At 43.4% G+C, this 24,848-nt stretch carries 20 protein-coding genes, 1 tRNA gene and 1 riboswitch; of the genes, 7 read left to right on the top strand and 14 right to left on the bottom strand.

Translation table 11 applies throughout. From position 1 onward, the window contains the following. Positions 1-10: 10 nt before the first annotated feature. The gene (locus AACS00_RS04525) at positions 11-1,810 is read left to right on the top strand and encodes a DUF3413 domain-containing protein (RefSeq protein WP_110166632.1); all 1,800 of its coding nucleotides are present in this window, start codon (positions 11-13) and stop codon (positions 1,808-1,810) included. Between the two features lie 62 nt (positions 1,811-1,872). Next, positions 1,873-1,949: transfer RNA gene (locus AACS00_RS04520), tRNA-Pro, on the top strand. A gap of 76 nt (positions 1,950-2,025) precedes the next feature. On the opposite strand, the gene AACS00_RS04515 is transcribed toward AACS00_RS04520, so the two are convergent. The 3 genes from AACS00_RS04515 to AACS00_RS04505 all read right to left on the bottom strand — a co-directional run bounded on the left by AACS00_RS04515 (position 2,026) and on the right by AACS00_RS04505 (position 5,541). Beyond that, positions 2,026-2,883, bottom strand: a complete 858-nt coding sequence (locus AACS00_RS04515) for an N-acetylmuramoyl-L-alanine amidase (RefSeq protein WP_219968393.1) — start codon at positions 2,881-2,883, stop codon at positions 2,026-2,028. Positions 2,884-3,005: 122 nt separating this feature from the next. Continuing rightward, positions 3,006-4,364: a magnesium transporter gene (gene mgtE / locus AACS00_RS04510; protein WP_110166631.1), complete on the bottom strand. Its 1,359-nt coding sequence runs from the start codon at positions 4,362-4,364 to the stop codon at positions 3,006-3,008. A gap of 97 nt (positions 4,365-4,461) precedes the next feature. Next, a riboswitch (M-box (ykoK) riboswitch) is annotated at positions 4,462-4,631 on the bottom strand. A 469-nt stretch (positions 4,632-5,100) separates the two neighbouring features. After that, entirely contained in the window at positions 5,101-5,541 is a 441-nt protein-coding gene (locus AACS00_RS04505; RefSeq protein ID WP_072669783.1) for a YcgN family cysteine cluster protein, read from the bottom strand. Between the two features lie 153 nt (positions 5,542-5,694). On the opposite strand from AACS00_RS04505, the gene AACS00_RS04500 reads away from it, so the two are divergent. Continuing rightward, positions 5,695-5,943, top strand: coding sequence for a YkgJ family cysteine cluster protein (locus AACS00_RS04500; protein ID WP_110166630.1), 249 nt, complete (start codon positions 5,695-5,697; stop codon positions 5,941-5,943). 89 nt (positions 5,944-6,032) lie between these two features. Here AACS00_RS04500 and recR read toward each other — a convergent pair whose 3' ends face one another. The 6 genes from recR to AACS00_RS04470 form a co-directional block, all read right to left on the bottom strand. Next, positions 6,033-6,644 (bottom strand): recombination mediator RecR, encoded by a 612-nt coding sequence (gene recR / locus AACS00_RS04495; protein ID WP_110166629.1) that lies wholly within the window; start codon positions 6,642-6,644, stop codon positions 6,033-6,035. Between the two features lie 18 nt (positions 6,645-6,662). Continuing rightward, entirely contained in the window at positions 6,663-6,992 is a 330-nt protein-coding gene (locus AACS00_RS04490; protein ID WP_004394899.1) for a YbaB/EbfC family nucleoid-associated protein, read from the bottom strand. A gap of 74 nt (positions 6,993-7,066) precedes the next feature. Further along, positions 7,067-9,085, bottom strand: a complete 2,019-nt coding sequence (gene dnaX, locus AACS00_RS04485; protein ID WP_110166628.1) for a DNA polymerase III subunit gamma/tau — start codon at positions 9,083-9,085, stop codon at positions 7,067-7,069. A 21-nt stretch (positions 9,086-9,106) separates the two neighbouring features. Continuing rightward, on the bottom strand, positions 9,107-9,652 hold the full coding sequence (gene apt / locus AACS00_RS04480; protein WP_004394897.1) for an adenine phosphoribosyltransferase: 546 nt from the start codon (positions 9,650-9,652) through the stop codon (positions 9,107-9,109). Positions 9,653-9,789: 137 nt separating this feature from the next. Continuing rightward, positions 9,790-10,185: a YbaN family protein gene (locus tag AACS00_RS04475; RefSeq protein WP_072669788.1), complete on the bottom strand. Its 396-nt coding sequence runs from the start codon at positions 10,183-10,185 to the stop codon at positions 9,790-9,792. Between the two features lie 44 nt (positions 10,186-10,229). After that, entirely contained in the window at positions 10,230-11,333 is a 1,104-nt protein-coding gene (locus AACS00_RS04470; RefSeq protein WP_072669789.1) for a response regulator, read from the bottom strand. A gap of 459 nt (positions 11,334-11,792) precedes the next feature. Between AACS00_RS04470 and AACS00_RS04465 the strand changes: the two genes are divergently transcribed. Continuing rightward, the gene (locus AACS00_RS04465; protein WP_004394894.1) at positions 11,793-12,668 is read left to right on the top strand and encodes a LysR family transcriptional regulator; all 876 of its coding nucleotides are present in this window, start codon (positions 11,793-11,795) and stop codon (positions 12,666-12,668) included. Between the two features lie 76 nt (positions 12,669-12,744). Here the strand turns inward: AACS00_RS04465 and fadJ are convergent, their stop codons facing one another. Both fadJ and fadI read right to left on the bottom strand, forming a co-directional pair. Then, complete coding sequence (fadJ, locus tag AACS00_RS04460; RefSeq protein ID WP_072669790.1) at positions 12,745-14,871, bottom strand: fatty acid oxidation complex subunit alpha FadJ; 2,127 nt, start codon at positions 14,869-14,871, stop codon at positions 12,745-12,747. Continuing rightward, positions 14,871-16,178 (bottom strand): acetyl-CoA C-acyltransferase FadI, encoded by a 1,308-nt coding sequence (gene fadI / locus AACS00_RS04455; RefSeq protein WP_110166627.1) that lies wholly within the window; start codon positions 16,176-16,178, stop codon positions 14,871-14,873. The genes fadJ and fadI overlap by 1 nt, the downstream gene beginning before the upstream one ends. Positions 16,179-16,799: 621 nt before the next feature. Here fadI and AACS00_RS04450 point away from each other — a divergent pair. The 3 genes from AACS00_RS04450 to cobO all read left to right on the top strand — a co-directional run bounded on the left by AACS00_RS04450 (position 16,800) and on the right by cobO (position 20,603). Then, positions 16,800-18,053 carry an outer membrane protein transport protein gene (locus AACS00_RS04450; RefSeq protein ID WP_110166626.1) on the top strand — a complete coding sequence of 418 codons (1,254 nt, stop codon included), beginning with the start codon at positions 16,800-16,802 and terminating at the stop codon, positions 18,051-18,053. A gap of 298 nt (positions 18,054-18,351) precedes the next feature. Next, entirely contained in the window at positions 18,352-19,626 is a 1,275-nt protein-coding gene (locus AACS00_RS04445; protein ID WP_110166625.1) for an outer membrane protein transport protein, read from the top strand. A 371-nt stretch (positions 19,627-19,997) separates the two neighbouring features. Beyond that, positions 19,998-20,603, top strand: coding sequence for a cob(I)yrinic acid a,c-diamide adenosyltransferase (gene cobO, locus AACS00_RS04440; protein WP_110166624.1), 606 nt, complete (start codon positions 19,998-20,000; stop codon positions 20,601-20,603). Positions 20,604-20,683: 80 nt separating this feature from the next. Here the strand turns inward: cobO and AACS00_RS04435 are convergent, their stop codons facing one another. The 3 genes from AACS00_RS04435 to apbC form a co-directional block, all read right to left on the bottom strand. Further along, positions 20,684-22,783, bottom strand: coding sequence for an AsmA family protein (locus AACS00_RS04435; RefSeq protein WP_110166623.1), 2,100 nt, complete (start codon positions 22,781-22,783; stop codon positions 20,684-20,686). Between the two features lie 89 nt (positions 22,784-22,872). Further along, a complete protein-coding gene (udk, locus tag AACS00_RS04430) occupies positions 22,873-23,514 on the bottom strand; it encodes a uridine kinase (RefSeq protein WP_072669795.1) in 642 nt (213 codons plus the stop codon). Between the two features lie 253 nt (positions 23,515-23,767). Beyond that, positions 23,768-24,844: an iron-sulfur cluster carrier protein ApbC gene (gene apbC, locus AACS00_RS04425; RefSeq protein WP_110166622.1), complete on the bottom strand. Its 1,077-nt coding sequence runs from the start codon at positions 24,842-24,844 to the stop codon at positions 23,768-23,770. Positions 24,845-24,848: the final 4 nt, after the last annotated feature.

Genomic DNA, 24,848 nt, shown 5'->3' with positions numbered 1-24,848 from the left:
AGAAAAATTCATGGTAGATAGCGGAAATACATATGGTGAACGAGTCTCACGTCTAGTGAGCTGGGGGCATTGGTTTGCTTTCTTCAATATCATTGCAGCGATGCTGATTGGTACTCGTTACATCACTCAAACACCTTGGCCAGATACTTTTTTGGGGCAACTCTATTTAACCGTCTCTTGGGTCGGCCATTTCAGTTTTCTGGTGTTTGCTCTCTACCTACTGATTCTTTTTCCGCTCACTTTTTTAATCCCATCACGGCGGCTATTTCGTTTTTTTGCGGTCTGCTTTGCCACTTTGGGATTAACCGTATTATTAATCGACACCCAAACTTATCAAACAATCAATTTACACTTAACACCTGTTGTCTGGGAGTTAATGTTCAGCGATGAAAGTACGATTAGCGCCGATCTACAACATCTTTTTGTCGTATTACCACTGATCTTCCTCATACAATTGGCACTCTCTGAATGGGTCTGGCGTAAGCAACGTAAATTGTCCCATAAACGTATTGGTCGCCCAATCGCTGCCGTCTTTTTTTTCAGTTTTATTGCTAGCCATTTAATTTACGTCTGGTCGGACGCTTATTTCTATTCACCAGTCACCAGTCAAAAATCAAATTTCCCTCTTTCTTATCCAATGACAGCAAAGTCATTTATGGAAAAGCATGGCCTATTAGATAGAGACGAATATTTAAAACGACTACAGGAAAGCCAGTACAACGTCGATTTGGTCAGCTACCCATTAGAAAAAATTGAATTTGGTCGTCGCCCTAATCAACTCAATATCTTGGTAGTAAGCGTTGATAACTTACGTGCCGATGTACTGAATGAATCGCTGATGCCAAACACCCATCAGTTTGCGGAAAAGGCATTAACCTTTAGCAATCATTACAGTTCAAGTAATGATATGTATGGTATTTTCGGGCTATTTTATGGATTACCTAGCAGTTATGCAGGTAGCATTAAAGTACAAGGAACTTTACCAGTACTGATTGATGTATTAAAAAATCAAAACTACCAATTTGGTCTATTCAGTAGCGATAACTTCTCTGAGCCTCTATTTCAAGAATCCGTTTTCCGTGGACTCCCGTTAGTGAAAATACCGTTTGCAGAGACACCAAGCGTTGATCAACAAACGATTAGCCATTGGTCTCAATGGGTACAACAAACTCATTCACCTTGGTTTAGCTTCATTGAACTTACTACGGTTGATAAATTTAATCAGTTGCTCCCGCACGATAAACAAGCCACTACAACGGATAGATTTCGTCATAGCTACCATCATTCGGTCACTCAAGCTGATCTTGAGTTGGCGACTTTGTTTGATGAGCTGAAAACCTTGGCTTTACTTGATAATACTATTGTGGTCATCACCTCTAACCACGGTACTGAGTTTAATGAAACCAGAAGCAATAGTTGGGGCGCTAACAGCAATTTCAGTCGCTACCAACTTCAGGTACCCATGGTTATCTATTGGCCTGGTAAGGTACCAGCTATGTTTACTCACCGTACTAGCCACTTAGATTTTTCCGTCACTTTACTGCAAGATTTACTCGGAGTATCGTCTAACCCAAGCGATTTTAGCAGCGGTAAAAACTTGTTTAACGAAAGCAAAAGACGCTGGATTCTAGCTGGAGATACTCGTGAGCTCGCGCTGATTTCTGAGCAACAAACGACGGTCATTGATAAATTTGGTAATTTCAAGCTCTATGATGAACATTATCAAAGACTCACTAACGAGAATCCTACGCTACCCATTTTGATGCAAGGTTTAACCGAATTGCAGCGTTTTTATGCAAAAGATAATTAAATCATGGCGTTAAACATTTTTACACTTGACGCTGTAATCAAAAGCCAGTACATTACGCCCATCGGACTGTAGCGCAGCTTGGTAGCGCACCGTCATGGGGTGTCGGGGGTCGGAGGTTCAAATCCTCTCAGTCCGACCAAATTACCCTGTTAAAAAGACCAGCCTTCTTAGGCTGGTCTTTTTATTTACCATATCTTCCTACCGCACTCTTACAATTAACGATATTTTTCTACCAACGCACTAGCGATTGCCTCCGTTTCAGCATCAGCGTTACCGTTAGTATAGGTGGGTCTAAAATGCATCTGGAATGCACCAATAGTTTTCCGAGTTTCTTCATCCATCATACCATGCTGAGGGATTTGATCATAACCATACTGTTTTAATAATGTTTGGATAAGTTGTACGTCTGAAGGTGCATAAGGGGAACGACCATCAAGGTACTTTGCTACGGTTTCTTTATCAGGCCAAGCACCTATCCCCATCGTCGCTAATCTCTCCCACGGAAAGAGCTTTCCTGGATCTTCTTTCCTAAAAGGGGCTATATCACTGTGCCCAAGCACATTATCAGGTGAGATCTGATATCGATGTATGATATCTTTTGCCAAAGCGGCAATTGCAATCACTTGTGCTTCATTAAAGGGATACAGAAGACGATAACCAAGCCTCTCATCTCTATACCCTGGGTTAACTATTTCTACTCCAATAGAGGTATCATTCAAATTATTCCTCCCATTCCAACTGCTAGCCCCAGCATGCCAAGCACGCTTATTTTCATCGACTAACTGAAATATAATAGGTCTACCATTTTTTATCTCAGGTTTTTGGGGAATAAGGTAATGGGCGCTAACATCATCCTCCGTGAGTACCTTTAATGACTGCTCTTCATCCAGAACGGTATAATGAATAATTAAAAAACGTACTCTTTCATTCTGCCCAATTGCTTTAAATTTATGACTAGCAAAATAACCATCACGCTTTTCGTTTGTAGATAATATCGAGCATCCTAACAATCCAATGGTCATAATAAACAACAGCACCATTCTCATGATTGTTAGAGAATAAGTTTTTGGCATATAATTAATACCCTATATAAAGGAACATATTGAAGAGACATCTGCTGTTATAAGTAGTTCCTTTTTAAAATTTTTATAACCCATGTAGGAAAATCCCTATCATTTGATAGGGATTTTAATAATTAGGCTAACTGGGGCAATGTTAACTTGGCGATTTCAAAATAGATAATCAAACCCGTTCCATCCACTAAAGTTGCAATAAAAGGGGCAGACACAACAGCAGGATCAATATTCAATCGACGTAATACCATTGGAATAATTGAAGAAACTAAAGCACTCCATAGTACAATTGCTAGAATAGTTAGCGTGACGACTAAACCTATTTCAAAACCGACACCAAGTGACCAAGCACGGATCCAAGCGGCAACCGCCATTGCTGCGGCAATTAAAGTGCCGGTGGATAATTCTTTCCGTAATACTGTGCCTAAATTACGTAAACTAACTTCACCAACCGCCATTGCGCGAATAATAGTTGTAGTAATTTGTGTTCCACTATTACCACCAGTACCGATTAATAGTGGAATAAAAAAGGCCAATGCAATTGCCGCCTCAAGTTGTTCTTCAAACGCTCGCAGCACCGTTCCGGTATAAGCTTCAGCAACAAAAAGTACTAATAACCATACAATACGCTTTTTCCATAACTCCCAAGGTGTAGTGTCTAAATAGCTACCATCAAGAGGAATAGTACCGCCTTGCATTTCAGCATCTTCTGTCGTTTCCTTTTCCAAAATCGCAGCAGCATCTTCTAGATAGAAAAAACCCACTAATTTGCCTTCATAAACGACAGGAAGTACTGGAACATTATGTTCAAGAAGCAAACGGGCAGCATTCTCTTGATCAACCATCGCATCAATCACGAGCTTATTTTGTTCAACCATCGTCATTAATGACTGTTCTGATGAAGCAACCAATAATGCTTTAGGACTAATTTCTCCTAATAATGCCCCTTGTTCATTCACAACGTACATGTTGTGTAATAAGTTTGGCATATCCCAAGCTTCATAAAGTGTTTGCTTGGCTTGCTCTACCGTTTGAGTAATTTGTAACGTGATGACATCTGAACGCATATGTCGACCCACTGACTCATCTGGCCAAAATAATGCTTCACGATAATACTTTAAATCCTCTAATGGCATCGCTTCAAGCACAACCTCACGCTCTTGTTCATCGAGCGTACGCATTGCATTCTCAATAAATTTTGGCGAAACCAAAGGTAATATTTCTTTCAGTTGTTGTGGCTCAACACACAGTAATAATTCTCCTGTGACATTGGCAGAAATCGTACTAAATAATTCAGAAACTTCATGACTAGATAATGATTCTAATACAATTTTTATTTCTGAATCTGAGAGTTTTACAAGTTTATCAACCCATTTATCACGATAGCGTGGCTGAATTAATTTTTTAGAAAATTCATTAAGTTGTTTAACTTGTGCGGTCTCAATAATTGAGTGGGTGTTTTTCATTACATTTGCATTCATCACATTAACCTCATGTGACTCAGGAATACCCTGAATTGATTGATCTATGATGTAAGAAAACAGCCGTTATTTGACGAGCGAAAGGAAATAGTAGGATAATTCATCCCCGAGTCCCAGCTTCAGCACTATACAACGTATTCGCAAACGCGAAAGCCACTTGGGTTAACACCTTAATCCGATGAAAACTGTCCTGATCTTGGGCATCTCTGGATGTCGTGAGATCAGTGGCCTATGTTTGTACAGGAGCCTCGCCTAACGAGATGCTGTAATTACACAGTCTGTTCATTAACTGAACGGCGCGGATTATAGGAGGGTTAGTTAAAAAAGGTCAATGTAAATATGATTAATATTCAATAAAAAATAAAGCATGAGACAATAAATATTTTTTATTAAAAATAAAAAATACAAATTATGAATACATTAAAAATACATAAAAAGTAAAATATATTAATTTTTCTGTGAATTTTTATATCATTGATGCCGATAGGAAATAACTAATCCAGACTAGGACAAATAATTCATTAACCATTAAAATGGTAAAACCAATAACAATACATCGACAATGACCAATCAAGTGCATAGTTAAAATATATCAATGATAATTAATAGCAGCTCTCAATCTATTTCGATTTGGTGTATTAGCCGCCAGTGTAGCCTATCTAAAAAATTAACCGCCGTTAAAAATGGGGGGCAAAACAGCGATTAATAGATAAGAGATTGAAAACTCTTGATACCGCTAGTTTCTGTTAGGATGGTTTATAATGTGATCTTCCCAGTCAATAACATCGATTTCATAAACAACTTGATTACGCACACTTTGCCCTGCTGCATGCATCGCTACTTTTGACCCAGTGATCAAAGGATGCCATTGGGGTAACGGTTGCTTATCGGCCAGTAACCGATAAGCGCAGGTATCGGGTAACCAATGAAATTCCGCTATCTTATCACGTGTGAGCTTTAAACACTCTTCACCCGATTGGAAACGATTAGGATAGTCTTTGCATGAACAAGTATCGCTATTGAGCCAGCTGCAAGCGACATTGGTGTAGTATACCTCGTCGCTATCTTCATCCATCAGCTTATGTAAGCAGCATTTACCACATCCATCACATAGTGATTCCCACTCTGCTTCGGTCATTTGTTCTAAAGATTTACGTTGCCAAAATGGGATGCTCATGATGTTTACTGCCTAGTTACGATTTCAGCCGGGTGTTATACCTTCCCCATTGATAAACTGCAAGATAACAACGTGATAATTTCGCTGCCGAGAACGAAAAGATCTGCTAGGATCGGCGCCCGCATTAAATGGGTAATCACCAAAAGGTAAAAAATGAACTGTCGTCTCGGTTGTGGTGCATGTTGTATTGCCCCCAGTATTTCTTCGGCTATTCCCGGCATGCCTAATGGTAAACCTGCTGGAGTACGTTGCATCCAACTGAATGAGGATAATCTGTGCCAGCTATTTGGTAAACCAGAAAGGCCAACCGTGTGCCACCAATTCAAACCTTGCCCTGTCGTTTGCGGTGACAGCAATCAACAAGCATTACAAAATCTGATCGAGCTAGAGCAACTAACCTGAATAATAACAAAGAAAAGAGTGAAAAGATAAAAACCTCAAAACAAAGCTAATCAGTCTGTTTCGAGGTTCTTAAAGGTAGGTGGTGGGAACTAAAAGGTAGTATTAAATTTCTGTCTTCCCAGCAGAGAATGAGACAATGTTGTTCCATCGACCAATTCTAATTCTCCACCAACAGGGACACCGTGTGCAATACGACTGGCACTGACCTTATGCTCATGGCACAACTCTGCAATATAATGTGCCGTCGCTTCTCCTTCTACCGTAGGGTTGGTAGCAAGAATGACTTCTGAAATACCACCTTTTTGCAGTCGAAAATCCAACATATCAAGACCGATATCACTGGGACCAATACCATCTAACGGTGATAGATGCCCCATCAGTACAAAATAGCGGCCTGAGAATTGTCCTGTAGCTTCTAATGCTGCAATGTCTGCTGGACTTTCAACCACGCAAAGTTGACCATTTTCTTGTCGTTTCGGATTACGGCAAATATCGCATACTTCTTGTTCAGTGAACGTTCGACACTCGGCACAATGCCCCACTTCAACCATGGCCTGATTCAGCGCTTCTGCTAACTGTAAGCCACCTTTTCTATCTCGCTGTAACAAATGAAAGGCCATACGTTGCGCTGACTTGGGGCCAACCCCAGGTAAACAACGTAAGGCCTCCATCAAATGCTCCAGCATATGACTGGTTCGCATTACTAACCTACTTATTGATTAGAATGGCATCTTCATACCTGGTGGTAATTGCATACCCCCAGTGACAGCGGCCATTTTATCTTTTTGTGTTTCTTCTACACGACGAGCGGCATCGTTAAACGCTGCCGCGATCAAATCTTCCAACATCTCTTTGTCGTCTTCCATTAAGCTTTGATCAATCTCAACGCGACGTACGCTATGGCTACCAGTGATGGTCACTTTCACTAATCCAGCGCCCGATTCACCGACCACTTCCATACTTGCGATTTCTTCTTGTAGCTTTTGCATACGATCTTGCATTTGCTGGGCTTGCTTCATTAAGTTGCCCATACCGCCTTTACCAAACATAGATTATCTCTCTGGTCTGCTTAAATTATTCTACGATAGATGGGGATGAAAATAGAAAATCTCAACCCCGATGGTTAAACTGGTCGCACACTATCATGATCAAGTTGAGCATGAAAACGGCGCTCAATAAATTGTACGTTAGCATCTTGTTTTAAGCTTTCTAGCGCCTGAGTGAGCTTTGCTTGATAGAGACGCTCTCTCAGCTCAAGCGGTGTTTCACCGGATTCACCGATATGAACACTTAAATGACACTCTTCTTGTAATTGGTCATTAAGAGCTTGTAAAAGTTCACTCTGAGCTTTCTCGGTATTTAAGTGAGCATGAGAAGGACGAAGCGTCAGCTCAATCTGGTTTCCCTGCTTATTAAAAGTTGAATTCAAAGCAAGTTGTTCTACTAACTTAGCCGTCTGTAGCTGAGTAATCAACTTAGCCCATGGATCCAGTTCCGCAGCTTCAATGATCAGTTTTTCGATCATCTCTGCTGTTTTTTCGTGTTCTAACGCTCGCTTGATTTGCGTGGGCGTCAATTCATTAGGTGTCGCTTGAGTTGCCTCCTCTAGCGAATGAGTTGACGGCCGCCATTGATAAGTTTGGTCTTGCTCGGTTGGTTCTTGATTAAATATCGAAGACTCATTCGGCGGTATCGGCGTGGACGTCGATTGGGCTCGCTGTGCTACGCGATCTAAAATCGAAGCCGGCTTTGCAGATACCGCATCAGGCTTTTTTACTGGCGTACTTTTCGGAGTCAGTCCTTGCCGCTGAGAGCGCAACTGATGACGTAACCCGGCGACAGGCGGTACAACCACCGCTTGTTCTTGTGCTCGCGTCTCTGGCTGAACAACTGGCGGTTCTGGCTCTTTTATCGCGGGTTGACCATGCTCACCCTCGGGTTGAGGTGATGTTGCCAGTGCCGTCACTGGCCCCTGCATTTGAGCACCCGAACGCTGTGCTGGGTTATCAGAAACCGGCTCAGCGGCTGGCATGGCTAAGCTATGACTCACCGTAACCGATGTCGGTCGAAACGCCATCATACGCAATGCAACCATTTCGATACCAATTCGCGCCGTTGGAGCTAATGGAAGATCCGCCCGACCTTTTAGTACAATTTGATAATAGAGTTGCACTTCTTGTGGAGCTAAAATTTTCGCTAAATGGTAAATAGAATCAGCATCAGGTTGAGCCTTATCCACACTACTGGGCAAGGCTTGACACATAGCTATACGATGCAATTGGGTTGCTAATTGCTGGAGCAATCCATCCCATTCAACCCCATTACTGGCTAACTGTTCAATACACGCCATCATGATCTGTGGCTGCTGACTGCTGATCGCTTGTAATAAATGCAATGCTTGATCAGTATCCAGTGTACCGAGCATATGCGAAACAATATCATGTTCAATAACACCGTTACCAAGCGCAATAGCTTGATCGGTCAAACTTAACGCATCGCGCATACTGCCATCAGCGGCATGCGCGATCATGGCGAGTGACTTACTATCACTGTGCACGTCTTCGGCTTGCAAGATATGTTGAAGTTGTTGTTGGATATTCTCAACGCTGATCGGCTTAAGATGAAATTGTAGGCAGCGTGATAGAATCGTAACCGGTAATTTCTGTGGATCCGTCGTCGCCAGCAAAAATTTGACGTATTCTGGTGGCTCTTCTAACGTCTTCAGCAAAGCATTAAAGCTATGCCGAGATAACATATGAACTTCATCAATCAAGTAGACTTTAAAGCGTCCGCGCGCCGGCTTGTATTGAACGTTATCAAGCAGATCACGAGTATCTTCAACTTTGGTGCGCGATGCGGCGTCAATTTCTAATAAATCGACAAAACGCCCCTGATCGATCTCTTTGCAGGTCGCACATTGGCCACACGGGTTAGCTGTGATGCCTGTTTCACAGTTTAAGCCCTTGGCAAATAAACGCCCAATCGTGGTTTTCCCCACGCCACGAGTACCACTAAATAAATACGCATGATGCAAACGATTCTGCGTCAGTGCATTTTCTAAAGCGGTTAATACGTGAGCTTGCCCTACCACCGCTTTAAATGTGTTAGGACGCCATTTTCGTGCTAAAGCAAGATAACTCATGAAACCTTCCGTTATGGATATTTAGTGACCGTCAAACTCACAAATGCTATAGACCTCTAACCCTAAAGCTTCAAGACGTTTATCGCCACCAATTTCCGGCAGGTTAATCACAAATGCAGCGTGTTGAACAACACCCCCTAATTGACGAATAAGCTGTGTTGTCGCCTCAATCGTGCCACCAGTAGCCAGTAAATCGTCGACCACTAACACTTTGTCGCCTGGTTTGATAGCATCGACGTGAATTTCTAACGTGTCCGTGCCATATTCTAAATCGTACGATTGGGCGAGCGTTTTACGCGGCAGCTTTCCTGGTTTACGAACAGGAACAAAACCGACTCCAAGCTCTAAAGCCAATGGCGCTCCAAACAAAAATCCGCGCGCTTCAGTACCCACCACTTTGTTAAAACCCATGGCTTGATATTTTTCAACTAACAAACGAATGGTGGCTTGATAAGCAACGGCGTCTTCCAACAAGCTGGTGACATCACGAAATAAAATCCCTGGCTTTGGATAGTCGGCAATGGTTTTGATGCTAGATTTGATAAGAGTAAGAGTTTCGGTTGTCATAGCTACATTAACTTCGATTGATTGAGCATGGTGATCATCATCATGGCCAAGAATTAAAATTTATACGCACAAATCAAACTGCACGTTGATTAAAAAGCAAAAGCCCACTCGAAGAGCGGGCACACTTCCCCATAATGCTAGTGATTTTCTTGTTGGTTAGCAACCAACTCATACGTTGGTAAACGAAGAAACCAACTGAGTAGTATCACTAACAGCCCCAAGAGCATTATTTTTAACCACATCAAGGGAACGATAGAAATAGACAAAGCAAAACTTGCGACCATACACAGAGCGCCTCGCCATTTTACTCGCTTAGAAACGGCGCGGTTCTGTTGCCAATTAAGTAGAATTGGCCCTAGTGTAGCATGCCGATGTAACCATGAGTGAAACCTCGGACTACTACGCGCAAAACAAGCACTGGCCAACAACAGAAATGGCGTCGTTGGTAACAGGGGCAATACCACACCTAGAAGGCCAAGTGCTACGCTAAGACCACCAACAACATTGAGTAAAACATGACGAATATTGATGATGGACCTCGCTGAACATTGAGTGAATATACCATCGGTAAAAGCTGTTAACTTTTATTACCTTGATAAATATCTAATGTAAAACTACTGGAACCAAGGCAACTGATCGATACTTGGCAAGCACTTTGGATAGGTAAGTCTTTGGTAATGAAGTTCTTTAAGCAATTATCCCCTAATTTTACGCCGGGAGCAATTGACTGAGAGAGGTAACCATTAGACCAATGGCATCCTAAACCTGCGGGTAAAATAGACAAGGTCTTATCGGTTAAATCAGCAATACCAAACAAAGCACAAACGGGTACCCCACCGTCAGAACACTCGATACCTCGCTCAAAAATTTCGGCCAGATCTTTTAAATCAGCGCTAAAACTACGCAAGTTACGCAAATAGTCATTAAATAAGGCACGGATCAATAACGTACTCGCGACACCTAACTGCTGATCGCTCGACGAATCAACGATATAAAATGCAAACTGCCCATTGATTAACCAAGCGTAATCAAAGACTAATGGCATGGCTTCTGTCGACTGTAACAATCGATAGCTGCACTTCCAAGCACCTTGTGAAGTATCATTATCAGGCAAGAGTGCTTGTAGTAACTCTCTGGCCGTATTGGGGTTTTCGCGTAAATGCTCAAGATGCCAATGCAATTCCTGCTCTTCAGGAAGCTCACCACCCCCATCAACTCGAAACCACTGACTCGAAAAATCACGTTGATCATTGAGGTGATGCATCGCATCTTCTAATGTATTTTCAATCGCACAACTTAGATTTTCATGATTACCAATCGGTTTGGGTAAAAAGTCTTTGATTCCATAGCGAAGTACCTTAGCAACATCCGACATTTCTCCCGTGGCTGACACGACAATCATAGGCAACGACGGATACTCCAAACTCACTTCTTCAACAAACTCAATACCATTGAGTACCGGCATAGAGAGATCACAAAGTAATAGGTCTGGCTCGTTTGAACGTAGTTTTTTCAAGCCATCTAAACCATCTTTAGCTTCAACGACTTTATATCCTTTGGCAGCCAAATAACCACTGGTGACTCGCCTGAAGATAGGATCATCATCAACCAGCATGATCAGCTTCTCTTGGCCAGCATTATCAGCAGATAGATCCCTAGCTTTAATATAATCTTTATACATAGCACCTACTCCACTATGTGCCCACGATTCGTATGATTAGCTCATCAATCTCTATCCATGCTCAGGCTATCTAGCACTCATTTAAGCCATCTGATTGATTAGCCAGAATTCACCGACGTTACCTGATTTCTCTTCTATCAAACCCTACGAATAACATCGTGTACTTGCTCATTAAAAATAGTCTTTAAACGACATTTATACAAATATTCCACTTTTTATCTGCATCACATACTATATGTATGATTTACGAGATTTTACTGGTAAAAATAACCAGCCAGATACCATGCATAAATACGATAATTTACAAAATTAGTTACCATAACGCTAATCAATCTATCATTAGGCAGGCGAAAAAATAGAGCGACCCGACAAATCGTTCTACAAGTTGATATGACTCAAGCCTTACTGGCTGATATCCGTATAAATTAACCCAAACGGTAAAATAATGTGTCAGGAACAATGAAATTAGATGACTTAAACCTTTTTCGACTGGTTGTTGAACACGGCAGCTATACCGCGACCTCCCGTAAAACCATGATACCGGTTGCGACGATTACCCGACGCATTCAAGCTTTGGAAGATTCTTTAAACCTAAGATTGCTCAATCGGCATGCTCGAAAGCTGACTTTAACTGAAGCTGGGGAGCGTTTTTTCAGAGATTGTTCACCGTTACTGCAGCGTTTGGCCAGCATGGCAGAAGCGATCACCGATGAATGCCGGGGGGCATCAGGCACGATTCGACTTTCCGCACCAGAAAACTTAACCAAGCGGATGATGATGCCAATGTTTAATGCCTTTATGCATCAGTATCCAGATATTAATCTTGAATTAACGACCAGTAACCATGCCGTGCAGCTCGACCCTACCGAATGGGATGTTATTTTCCGAGTCGGGCCACAACGTGATTCCAGTTTAATCGCCAGAAAGATCAGTGAAGTTAAAGATATTTTAGTCGCCAGCCCTCTCTATCTAGCTAAACATCCCACCCCCACTCACGCTGAGCAACTCAGCCAATATTCATTACTCAAGGGGGATCCATTACTCAAATGGCAATTATGTAATGATAAAGGGGAAACGTGCATCAATAACGATGTGGGAAGATTTCAAGCCAGTACCCTCAATGTGGTGCGTAGCGCTTGTTCGGATGGATTAGGCATTACTTTAATGCCTGATGTGATGTTAAAAGAATTTCTTGCGGACGGTAGTTTGGTACGTGTGTTACCTGATTGGAGTGCGAATCCACGAGATATTTATATGCTGTACAACCATAAAGACCATCTACCAGAAAAGGTCCGTTTGTTTATTGATTTTGTGATTGCTTATCACATCCACTGATCGATGGTTAGAAAAATAAAGAGGAGAGGGGCGATTGACCACTCTCCTCTTTTTTCAGTTGTTAATCGAGCATCGCTTATGAGTAGAAACGCTCACCTACACTCGCTCGAGTGATTAACGCATCACACGGTGCGAAATGGTCGCCATATTTTTGAGCGTGTTGCTTCATCTGCTCAATCAGTTTATCCAAACCAATTTGATCCATATAGCGGAAAGGGCCACCAAGGAAAGGAGGAAAACCAATCCCAAAAATCGCCCCAATATCGCCGTCACGTGGAGAGTGGATGATCCCCTCATCCAAACAACGAACGGCCTCATTAAGCATGGGTAACACACAACGCATGGCTATCTCTTGCTCATCCCACTTTGATTCTGGAGTTAGATTCAACAATTTGTAAACTGACTTATCGACCTCTTTTTTCTTACTGCCTTTTTTGTAACTGTAGAAGCCTTTACCTGTTTTTCGTCCTTTACGATTATCGTTTAATAAAACCTCAAATACGTCCGGTCCCTTAAAACGCGGTCCAAGCTCATTGACCAAAATAGGCATAATCTTTGAGCCAACATCGATCCCTACTTCATCCAATAACGTAATTGGCCCAACGGGGAAACCAAAGTTCAGTAACGCTTTATCGATTTTTTCTATCGTTTCGCCAGCCATCAGTACATTAGCCGCCTCATTCATATAAGGTGCTAGAATACGGTTAACATAAAAACCAGCGCGATCTTTGACTACAATCGGGGTTTTACCCTGTTTTTTCGCTAACGCCACGACGGTCGCTATCGTTTCAGGTGACGTCGTACTATGTGGGATCACTTCCACTAATGGCATCTTCTCAACCGGACTAAAATAATGTAGACCAACGATGTTTTCTGGCCGAGTGGCCTTTTCGGCAATCTGCGCAATCGGTAATGACGAAGTATTGGTTGCAAAAATGGTACTGGGTTGAGCGTGTTGCTCGACATCCGCTACCATCTGCTGCTTGAGCGCCAAATCTTCAAAAACCGCCTCGATCACCACGTCTGTTTGTTGAAAACCTCTAAAGTCAGTGCCACCAGCAAGCTGCATCATACTGTTTTGCAGTTGTGCTTTACTGATGATTTTGCGTTTACGCTGCTTTTCAAATAAACCATAGTTATAACTTAAAGCATTAAGAATGCCGTCGTTAGATACGTCTTTTATTCTCACTGGCAGTTTTGCTTTAGCCACGCTAACGTGACTGATCCCCGCGCCCATTAAGCCGCCACCTAACACACTAACGTGTTTAACAGGCTTAGGTTCAGCATCACTACCGTGTTCTTTTTTCATTTCCGTGGTAGCAAAAAATATCGAACGTAATGCTTTAGATTCATTGGTCATCACCAACTCACCAAAGCGCTTCGCTTCTTGCTCCAAACCTGCTTTCAATCCTTTATTCAGCCCATGCTCAATGACTTCTAAAATGGCCTTAGCAGCAGGATAATTACCGCGCGTTTTCTGTTCGGTTTTCTTGCTCGCTTGGTCAAAAATAATTTTGCGACCAAGGCCCGTATTGGCAAGCAGTTTTTCTTTTAAAGATGGTTTAGCGTGGCGACGTTTCTTACTATTGTCACCGACAAAACGTAACGCCACCTCTAATAAGACACTCTGAGGCACGCAAGCATCAACAACGCCTAGTTTATAAGCCTTTTTAGCGCGCAGTTGTTTACCAGTCAAAATTAAATCTAACGAAGGAAGTAGACCTATCAAACGAGGTAAACGCTGCGTGCCTCCCGATCCGGGCAGTAAACCTAGCATCACCTCAGGTAAACCTAAACGTGTTTTATCATCATCCGTACACACACGATAATCACACGCCAGTGCCAGCTCTAATCCGCCGCCTAAGCAAGGCCCATGAATCGCAGCCACAACAGGGAATGGTAAATCTTCTAGCTGTTGGAACATCTGCTGCCCACGTGTGGCTAAAGCCTGTGCTTCTTGAGCAGAGGTACAGGCATCCAACATTCGAACGTCCGCGCCGGCAATAAAGTTATCCGGCTTTAACGAATGGATAACTAGGCCTTTAAGCTGTTTTTTCTGCTCATTAAGCTGGTTAAATACCGCCAACATCTCATCGGCAAATGCGGCCTGAAGAGTGTTCATTTTTTCACCGGGGACATCAATCGCGAGCCAAGCAATATGCTGCTCATCAATCGTCAAGTGAAATGCTTTTGCCTCGCTCATTATTCAACCTCCAAAATCATTGCCGCACCTAAGCCACCAGCGGCACAAGCGGTATTCAATGCTAGCCCACCACCACGACGTTGTAATTCACGCAAGGTTTGCGTGATCATTCGCGCTCCCGTCGCCGCAAAAGGGTGACCATAAGCAATCGAACCACCAAGCACATTGAATTTATCCATATCAATTTCACCAATCGCTTTACTGCGGCCCAAGTATTGCTGAGCAAAACTATCGCTAGCGAACATTTTCACATTGGCTAAGGTCTGCGCCGCAAACGCTTCGTGCATATCGATTAATGTTAAATCTTTCAGCTCGATCCCGGCTCGCTCTAGCGCTAATGGCGTCGCGAAAGAAGGCCCCATCAACATATCTTTTTCAACGCCTATCGCCGAAAAAGCATAAGAACGAATGTAGCCAAGAATCTCTAAACCCAACTCTTTAGCTCGCCCTTCGCGCATCAACAGAATAGCTGCCGCACCATCAGTGAGCGGCGTACTGTTAGCCGCAGTCACACTGCCATATTGGCGATCAAACGCAGGACGCAGCTTAGCGTAACCCTCTAAAGTAGAATCAAAACGCACATTATTGTCTTTATCGAGCCACTTCTTATACGGCTCAGGGAAAGCGGTCATCACCTCACCGGCTATCTTGCCTTCATTCCATGCTTGGGCAGCTAAGGTGTGAGAACGATGCGCTAAGGCATCTTGATCAGCGCGTGAGATACCATGCGACTTCGCCATTTGTTCGGCAGTCTGTCCCATCGATAACCCTGTAGAATATTCGGCAACGGCAGGCGGAACTGGCATTAAGTCTTTAACTGATAATGACTTTAATACGTTGAATTTTTGACTCAGTGTTTTCGTTTTACTGAGCGCTAATAAGCTCGCTGCCAGTTTTTTAGAGACACCAATCGGTAAAACAGAAGAGGAATCCGCGCCACCAGCGATACCAATATCAATAGTACCAGCCATAATGCTTTCAGCGACGTTAACCGCGGATTGAAAACTGGTTGCACAGGCACGAGTCACACTGTAAGCGTCCGTATGAATATTCATCCCCGTACCGAGTACAATTTCCCGAGCGATATTAGGGGCTTCTGGCATTTGCACGACCTGACCAAAAACCAATTGCTCGATGAGTTTTGGATCGATCTCTGTTCGTGTGAGCAGTTCATTGACCACCATTTTCCCTAAATCTATCGCGGGTACTTGCGCAAACTCCGTACTTTGACGTGCAAAAGGGGTACGAATACCTGCAACAATAGCGACACGCTCTCCTGAGCGTGTTCTGACTTCCTGCTTGCCCATTATTTCTCCTTAGAATAAGAGGTCTGACCTGGACATCATTGTAATCAAATTGTTACATCAATCAAACAACTGTTTAAATAAACGTGATTGCGGCAGCGAAAGCAGGCAAAAAAAAACCACACAAAACTGTGTGGTTGGAATGTAATACAAAACAATTAACCTAAGCCAATTGAAATAATCAGTTTCCTGATTAGGAGAAAGTAAAGTCAGCCTTCAAAAGGAAGTGTCATCTTGCTCAACATGTTAGCTACTAGAGCTAACGAGATGACAAGAGGTAATATAGCGACTTAAACAAAGCATAGTTTGCATTAGATCAAGTTTATGCAGGTTTAAACCACCAATACCTGCGAAAAATTGTCCTAGATCAATCTTATCTGATATCAACCCGATTCTCGGCTGGTAACAACGGTCAGAAAAGCGCCTCTTTAATAGAGCCAAGACTCTATTTTTAACTTTTTAGTTACATTTTAATGCCAATTTGCTAGCAATTTTAAAGATTTAATAGCGTCTTAGACAATGGTCGGATTTCTATCTCCTATACTTGCGACTAGTATCAGCCAGCCACTGAGCTTTTGCTCAACACAACGCCCATTAGAGGCGATATAACAAGGAAAAAGCACCATGAACAAGACGCGTCTGTTTAAAAAGTCACTACTTGCTGTGACCATCTCTCTTGCTACTCAACAAGCTATGGCGGCGGGCTTTCAGCTCAACGCCCAATCGGCAACGGGCCTTGGTCGTGCGTTTGCCGGTGATGCCGTGATTGCCGATAACGCCGCCGTGATGTCACGTAACCCTGCCGCGATGGCTCTCTTTGATAAAATGGAGCTCTCACTCGGTTTTGAAACAATTACCACTAATATTAAAGTTAAAGATGCAACTTATACCCATTTTACAGGTTCTGGTTACAATTCTCTTAACGCTGATTATAGCGATGCGGGCGGAACCTCTGTTGCACCTAATATTCATTTAATCGTCCCAGTCAACGAGCAATTCGCTTGGGGGGTAAACGCCTATTCTAACTTTGGTACTCGTACCGATTTTGGCTCTAATTACGCCGGTGGTGAATACGGCGGTGAAACAGAAATTCTCAGTGCAAACTTTGGTATTTCTGGCTCCTATCGCATTGACTCACAATGGAGTGTCGGTGCAGGGCTGGATCTTATCTATGGTCAAGGAACTCTGAAACGTAGCGCTAGCAAGCAATTATGTCCAATTATACAGGCAGGCGGTGGTAACTGTAATTTCACCGATATAGATAAAGCGGACGGTTTTGGGGTTGGCTTTAATGTCGGTACCGTTTATGAATTGGATGAGAATAACCGCTTTGGCCTCTCTTATCGTTATAGCCCGACCATTACCGCTAAAGATGGCGATAAAGAAGTCAAATTACCACTCCCAGATATGGCCGAGTTTTCAGGTTACCACCGTATAGACAATACCGCCTTTGCTGTCCATTATAGTGTGCAATACATTGGCTGGAGTGCTTTTGATAAACTGGAATTTAAAAATCAAAGTATTGATGTTAAACCTTATGAGTGGAAAGACGGTTGGCACTACTCTATTGGCGGTACTTACTTCTTAAACCGCGACTGGACACTGCGTGCCGGCTATATGTACGACACCAGTGCGCAAGATAAAATCACCTCAATTTCAGTACCGGATTCCGATCGTCAATGGTTATCAGCGGGCTTTACTTACCAGATTGATGACAAATCTAATTTCGACTTTGGCTTTACTTATCTAATGGGTAAAGATGTCAAAGTAAATGAAACCTCGAAAAATAAAGAGCAAACACTAACTTTATCCTCCATTTCTGGTACCACCAAAGCGGATGCAATCTTAATCGGCTTACAATACAGCCGTAGCTTCTAAGTTTGGTTTAATTCAAATACGTATCTTAATGGGCTGAATCATCAGCCCTTTTTTATTTATTCACCTCACAGGCGCTCTTTTAAGCTTACAACTGTGCTTAAAAGGGGCAGTTACATCCTACATCTGTTCGCTGAACTTTCACCCCACCAGAACATCAACCAGATTAATAGGTAAGTTAATAATATAAAATCGATATAAAACTCTAAATATTGATAATTTATTGTTTTTATTTGTTAAGGCAACTCGCTCTCTTTACACTTTTCGCCACTATTGACTAACCATTTCAGCGAACATAACCATGAACAATAATCAAAAAACGTTATCGATAGCCGTTGCGTTCGGCTTAATGGGACTACCAACCTACGCTCAAGCGGCGGGATTTCAACTAGCAGAATACTCAGCGACGGGGCTTGGTCGAGCGTACGCGGGTGAAGCCGCCATGGCAGATAACGCAGGATCTCAATGGCGTAACCCTGCAATGTTAACCTACCTGCCCGGCACGCAATTTTCTGCCGGGGCGATTTACGTTAACCCTAACATTGATGTCAATGGCACAGTAACCCACCCAAATCTTGGACAAACCACCGCGACAGCAAAAGACTTCGCCCATGACGCTATCGTGCCGAATGCTTATTTCTCTCATCAATTGAATGAACGAACCTTTTTAGGTTTAGCTATCGGCACCAATTATGGCATGGAAACCGAGCTACCTAACTTTGCTGCCAGCCACTTTGGCGATCAGGCGAAAATCATCACCGCCGAAGCGAACGTTAACCTCGGCTATCAACTGACCGATACAATCAGTGTCGGGGCTGGTGTACGCTATGTGATCGGTGAAGGTCATTTTGGAGCGAGTCTGCCAAAGAGCAATGCCTTATCCCAACCTCAAGGAACTATTTTAAAATATATGGAAGGGGACGATACCAGTTGGGGCTGGCAGGCTGGTACTGCATGGCAAATCAACCCAGAACATCGAGTGGCTTTTACCTATAAATCACAAGTCGTGATGGACTTTGATGGTCATGCCGAAGGTCTGCCATATGGGAAACATAAACCGGGGCAACTCGCTGTAACTTTACCAGCAACGGCAGAGCTAGCCAGCTTTCACCAATTAACCGAACAATGGGCATTGCACAGTAGTATTAACTGGACGGATTGGAGCAGCTTTGATCAATTGGTGGCTAACTTTCATGATGGCACCCCTAATGACTTGATTAAGTTAGAAAACTGGAAAGATAACTACCGTTTTTCGTTAGGGACCAGCTACGCTTGGGATCAAGATTTGACCCTACGTGCAGGTATTGCCTACGACTTATCCGCGGTAAGTACAAAATATCGTACAGCGACCATTCCAGAAACCGATCGTACTTGGTTAAGTATTGGTGCGGGCTATCGAGCCACGAAACAACTGACCCTTGATGCTGGTTTTACCTATATTTTCGCTAAAAAAGCTTCGCTGTATGAGCCTCGCGATGGGTCAGATAACCCAGCCGCAGCGATTGGTGGCGCTTTTGCTGGAGAAGTGACTGGGCACGTATGGTTAGTCGGTGTACAAGCCAGCTACGCTTTCTAAACATCAACCAGATTGAAGAAACTTTCCTCTAACAACACGGTAGTAACACAAAGAAGAAGACTGAGGCAAAAGCCTCAGTCTTTGATTGGCAAGCAAAGGAGTTCATTGAATCGTTTTTGTTGTTACTTTTTTACCATAGTGCTCTGCAGCCCGTTCTGCCACTGATTTTAAAAAATCTTCTTAAACTCTATAATTCCTCAACTATTTATGAAAACGATGAATTTGTTAATTACAAAAACATCCAGCGATTTCAAAATCCTTTGTATTAGCCACTATCACAGTAACGAACAGGATGAATGCTTTCGGTAGAAAGCGATAAAAGACTTACGCTATGATGTGGTCCATTATTTTTCTAAAAAGAGCTCAACATAATGTCTAGTGAAAACATCAAGCAACAGCGTCATCAACAACGCCAACAAAAAGTAAAAGAACAAGTTGATGCGCGTATTGCCAATGCTCAGCAAGAAAAAGGCTTATTGCTGGTGATCACTGGCAATGGTAAAGGCAAAAGCACATCAGGCTTTGGCACCATTGCACGCGCCGTCGGCCACGGTAAACAGTGTGCTGTTGCACAATTTATCAAAGGCACGTGGGAAAATGGGGAACGTAATTTACTTGAAAAATTCGGTGTCGAGTTTCAAGTCATGGCGACAGGCTTTACCTGGGATACACAAAATAAACAAACCGATACCGAAGCCGCTCAACAAGTATGGCAAGAGTGTCGACGTATGCTTAACGATGAATCCTTAGATGTCTTACTGTTTGATGAGCTGACTTATATGGTGAGCTATGGCTATCTTGATCTTGATGAAGTGGTTGAAGCGTTACAACAACGCCCCCCTATGCAATCCGTGATCATCACGGGACGTGGCGCTCATCGAACACTTATCGAACTCGCAGATACCGTCTCTGAAGTCAAAAACATCAAACATGCTTTTGATTCAGGCGTCAAAGCCCTAAAAGGCGTCGATTGGTAGTCGTGGATCGCCCAATAAAAAAGCTGGAGTTATCCAGCTTTTTTAGACATCAATGAGCCTTTAACTCAAGGTTACCACGCTTAGCGTCGCAATAACCCTCTCAAGGCCTCCACCGCTTGTTTCGCTTCTTCACCTTTCACTTTATCACCGAGCTTCTCAATACCGCGGTCAATCTCCTGTTGCGCTCTTTGCTTAAGCAGATCATCAAACACCAATCGGTATCTCGGTTCAGTCCATTGGCCAGAAATATGAATCGGGATAGTGACATCTCGCAACTCGTCGATATCTTTACCACCTTGCCCTTTCAGCGTCCCAACAATGGATGTGCGAACCACAAAATCAACCGTTTCGTTTAAGTAATTGGCTTTACCTTCACCACGAATTCGTAATAACGGCGATTGCATCGCTAAATTATTGGTCGACACTTCACCCTTATTCAGTTGCAGCGTCGCCGTCAGCGCACTAAAGTCAGTTTGCTTCACTGCCTCAGATTCGTCTAACGTTTGCCCTCTCAAACGCGCATGATTGGTGCGAATTAACTGAGCGATATTAATGCCATTGACAGCACCATCAGCGAAGTTAATTGTGACCGTTCCCTGCAAGTTTTTCTGAATACCGCTTGGGGTTAGGCTACGACCTCGTACATCTACCGTAATGTTACCCGTTCCCTGTAGTAAGTCATTGTCCGCCACATCAATCAATAATGGCTGAACTTGAACGCCTGTAATGGTCTTCTTAACCTGATAGGTTGCTGGTGTTTTTCGTGCATCAACCTTGGCGCTCGCTTGGATCTTACCCTGATAAAGCTCAGCCGTTAGCGTATTAAGATCGATCACACCTCGGTTAACAGCAAAACGAGTATGTACACGCTCAAGCTTGGCATTGCCTGCTTTAAACCGATCAATGGTTATTTCTCCAACCACATCTAAGTCTTGTAAAGCCGATAAATCTGGTTCAACCTCTACCGGTGGCGAAGTGGGTGCATTCACCGATGGCTGGGCAGCAGAGTTTGACGCCGCTTGATCGAGCCCTAAAAATTCATCGAGATCAATCACAGGGCTATGCAATTGAAAACGGATTTTAGGTATATCCGCCAAATGAATGTTCGCTTGTCCAGATAACGCTATTGCGTTGGCCATCAACCTATCTAACACTACATCCAGCGTACTGTTGGTCACATCAAACACGATACGAGACGCCATTTCTACCTGCAGCGGTGATTGTGGTAAAGCCGCACCTTGTAATGTCGAATTCAGAAGTAACTTATCCAACGAAACGGTACTGATCGCCGCATCAACCTGCAACTGCGCTTGGCCGCTAACGTCAAATGCCATGTCGGCTGCGTTACCTTTCACAGCAAAAGTCAGCGCATTGTCTTGATCAAATTCAAAAGTCGCGAGCTTAAGTTGTAAAGCGTCTATCTGTACTGATGGGTCTTCGAACGTACTATTAAGCGTAATATTGCGTAGAGCATACTGTTTAAAGTCTGCAGACAGTTTTATCTCCGCTTTCCCGCGTACACTAAACCGTTGTTGGTTCGCACTTCCTTTGGCCGAAAAATCCACGCTGGTCCAACGATCGGCGGCAAATTCTGACAGCGTAAGATCAACGTCATATAAGGTACTGTGTGTGCCCGTTTGCTGATCAAGTATTTCTAATCGTGCCTGACTAACAGTCACGCCAGCAAGGCTCAAAGTCCAAGCTTGATCGGCGGTTGTCTCTTCTGGCTGGCTAGATGCTGAGTCGGTCAACACCTCCTCCACCTGTGTGGATGGTTTTTGGTTTTGTGCTTGAGTCAAGCTATCTAAGTTAGAACGACCATCCGACAACGTTTCTAGATAAAATTCGGCTCCTTCAAGGCGAACATTACCAATATGCAGTTGATGACGAAAAAGTGGCATGACCGCGATATCAATCCCAACACGATCGACCTTAAATAGGTTATTTTGAGTAAATCCGTCAGGATTTCTTAACTCGGTTTTACCAAGTTCGAAACCAATCGCTGGAAAGAACTGCCAGCTGATATCGCCTTCAATGACTAACTCAAGGCCCGTTTGTTGTCTGGTTTGCTCAATGATCAGAGGTTTAAATTGATTCGGATTGACGAAAACCACTAACGCGACCACTGCCGCGATAACCATCACCAGCAGCGCCGCAATGAATAGGGACAGTTTTTTCATCTGCTTTTTCCTTGCTTGACGAAAATAAAAAAAGTGGCATCTAAGGTGCCACTTTAATCGGAAAAGATAAAGTCAACGATCAGTAAATTTTATGATTTAAGTAATTTTGCGATATGGGCTTTCAAGACATCAATCGCAATGCGGTTTTTACCACCACGTGGAACAATAATATCGGCGTACTGTTTAGACGGTTCGATAAACTGCATAAACATCGGGCGAACGGTTTTTTGATACTGTTTCAATACCGATTCCATAGTACGTCCACGCTCTTCGACATCACGCTTGACTCGACGTAATAAACAGATATCAAGCGGTGTATCCATAAAAATGGTCGCATGCATTAAATCACGCAGACGAGGATCGGTCAGGAGTAAAATCCCCTCCAAAATGATCACTTTTTTCGGTGTCATGGTACTGGTATTAGCCGTACGCGTATGCTCACTGTAACTGTATTCAGGAACTTCAACCGCTTCGCCGCGGACTAAAGCTTGCAGATGATCGCAGAGTAGATCGTGATCCAGGGCATTAGGATGGTCATAATTGGTTTTGACACGTTCGTCCATGCTCAGATGGCTTTGGTCTTTGTAATAGCAATCTTCCGTGATCACACCGATTTGATGGTCGCCTACTTTCGCGCGCAGTTCATTATAAATGGTACTGGCAATAAGGCTTTTCCCAGAAGCAGAAGCGCCAGCAATACCGACGATGACGCATTGATTATTATCAGACATGGTTCAGTGTACCCGATACGTGTATGTGAGGAGATAAGATAAACCGCCTGATTATAGGGAGTTCGTCGGTTAGATACCAGTTCACTCAACGGTAAATATCCGTATTTTCTGACAGTGAATAAAATTAACCCAAAGCAAACGATTACTTCTCTGAGCAAAAATAAAGGCAGTGATATTGGTTGCTTAACATGTTGGCTGATTTAGCGGCGGTTCACTAACTAAGTCTTACCAGCCGCCAAGTTTAATTCTGCTTTTAGTCGACAAAAGTTAAATCGATGATTTGCGGTTTCGCTTTGCCTTGCCAATACAAGCTGGCACAAATCCGCTCGGCGAGCGCATAATATTGTTGACTATGTTCACTGTCAGGACGAGCAATCACTGTCGGTTTGCCAGCGTCAATATCTTCCCTGAGTGTGACATGCAACGGAATTTGCGCCAGCAATGATAAACCATATTCCGTGGCTAACGTTTGCGCACCACCAACACCAAAAATCGCTTCTTTTTCACCACAATGACGACAAATGTGATAACTCATATTCTCAATTAATCCCACCACGGGCACGTCAACTTTAGCAAACATTGCCGCCCCTTTTCGTGCATCAGCCAAGGCGAGATCTTGTGGTGTGGTGACAATGACCGCGCCTGTCACCGGAATTTGCTGAGATAACGTTAATTGAATATCGCCGGTACCCGGAGGCATATCCACCACCAAATAGTCCAACTCAGGCCACTCAGTTTCATTAACAAGTTGGGCTAATGCTTTTGATGCCATTGGACCGCGCCAGATCGCTGCGTCCGCTTTATCGACTAAATAACCTATCGAATGGGTATAGATACCGTGCGCTTTCACTGGCTGCATCCATTTATTATCACGCACACTTGGCTTGGCATCTTGAGTGCCAAACATCATCGGCACCGAAGGGCCATAAATATCCGCATCCAATAAACCAACTTTGGCACCACTGCCCGCTATCGCGAGCGCCAAGTTAGCGGCTGTGGTTGATTTACCCACCCCACCTTTCGCCGACGTGACGGCAATAATATTTTTCACGCCTTTAACACCATGTGGAACTTTGGTGATCAAGGCCTTAGGAGTAACATTGACTGAATAATCAAAAGCGGCAACGGCTTTCGTTTGCTGCTGATTAGTTATCCAAGCTTGCAGCTCTTGGCGCAGAGCGTGAGCAGCAAATGGGATATGAATTGCAAATTGCCCAGATGCCGTTACTTGAACCACGCCCGGAGAATGCGCCCAATCACTAATTAAATTGGGGTGAGAAAACTGATTGAGCCAAGAACAAAAATCGTGTTTGGACGTAAATGTGAGCATAAGC

The sequence above is a fragment of the Vibrio sp. 11986-1-5 genome, assembly GCF_963878025.1.
Taxonomy (GTDB): domain Bacteria; phylum Pseudomonadota; class Gammaproteobacteria; order Enterobacterales; family Vibrionaceae; genus Vibrio; species Vibrio injensis.
Note: the sequence above shows the minus strand (reverse complement) of the source record. Positions and strands in the feature narration are given on the sequence as shown.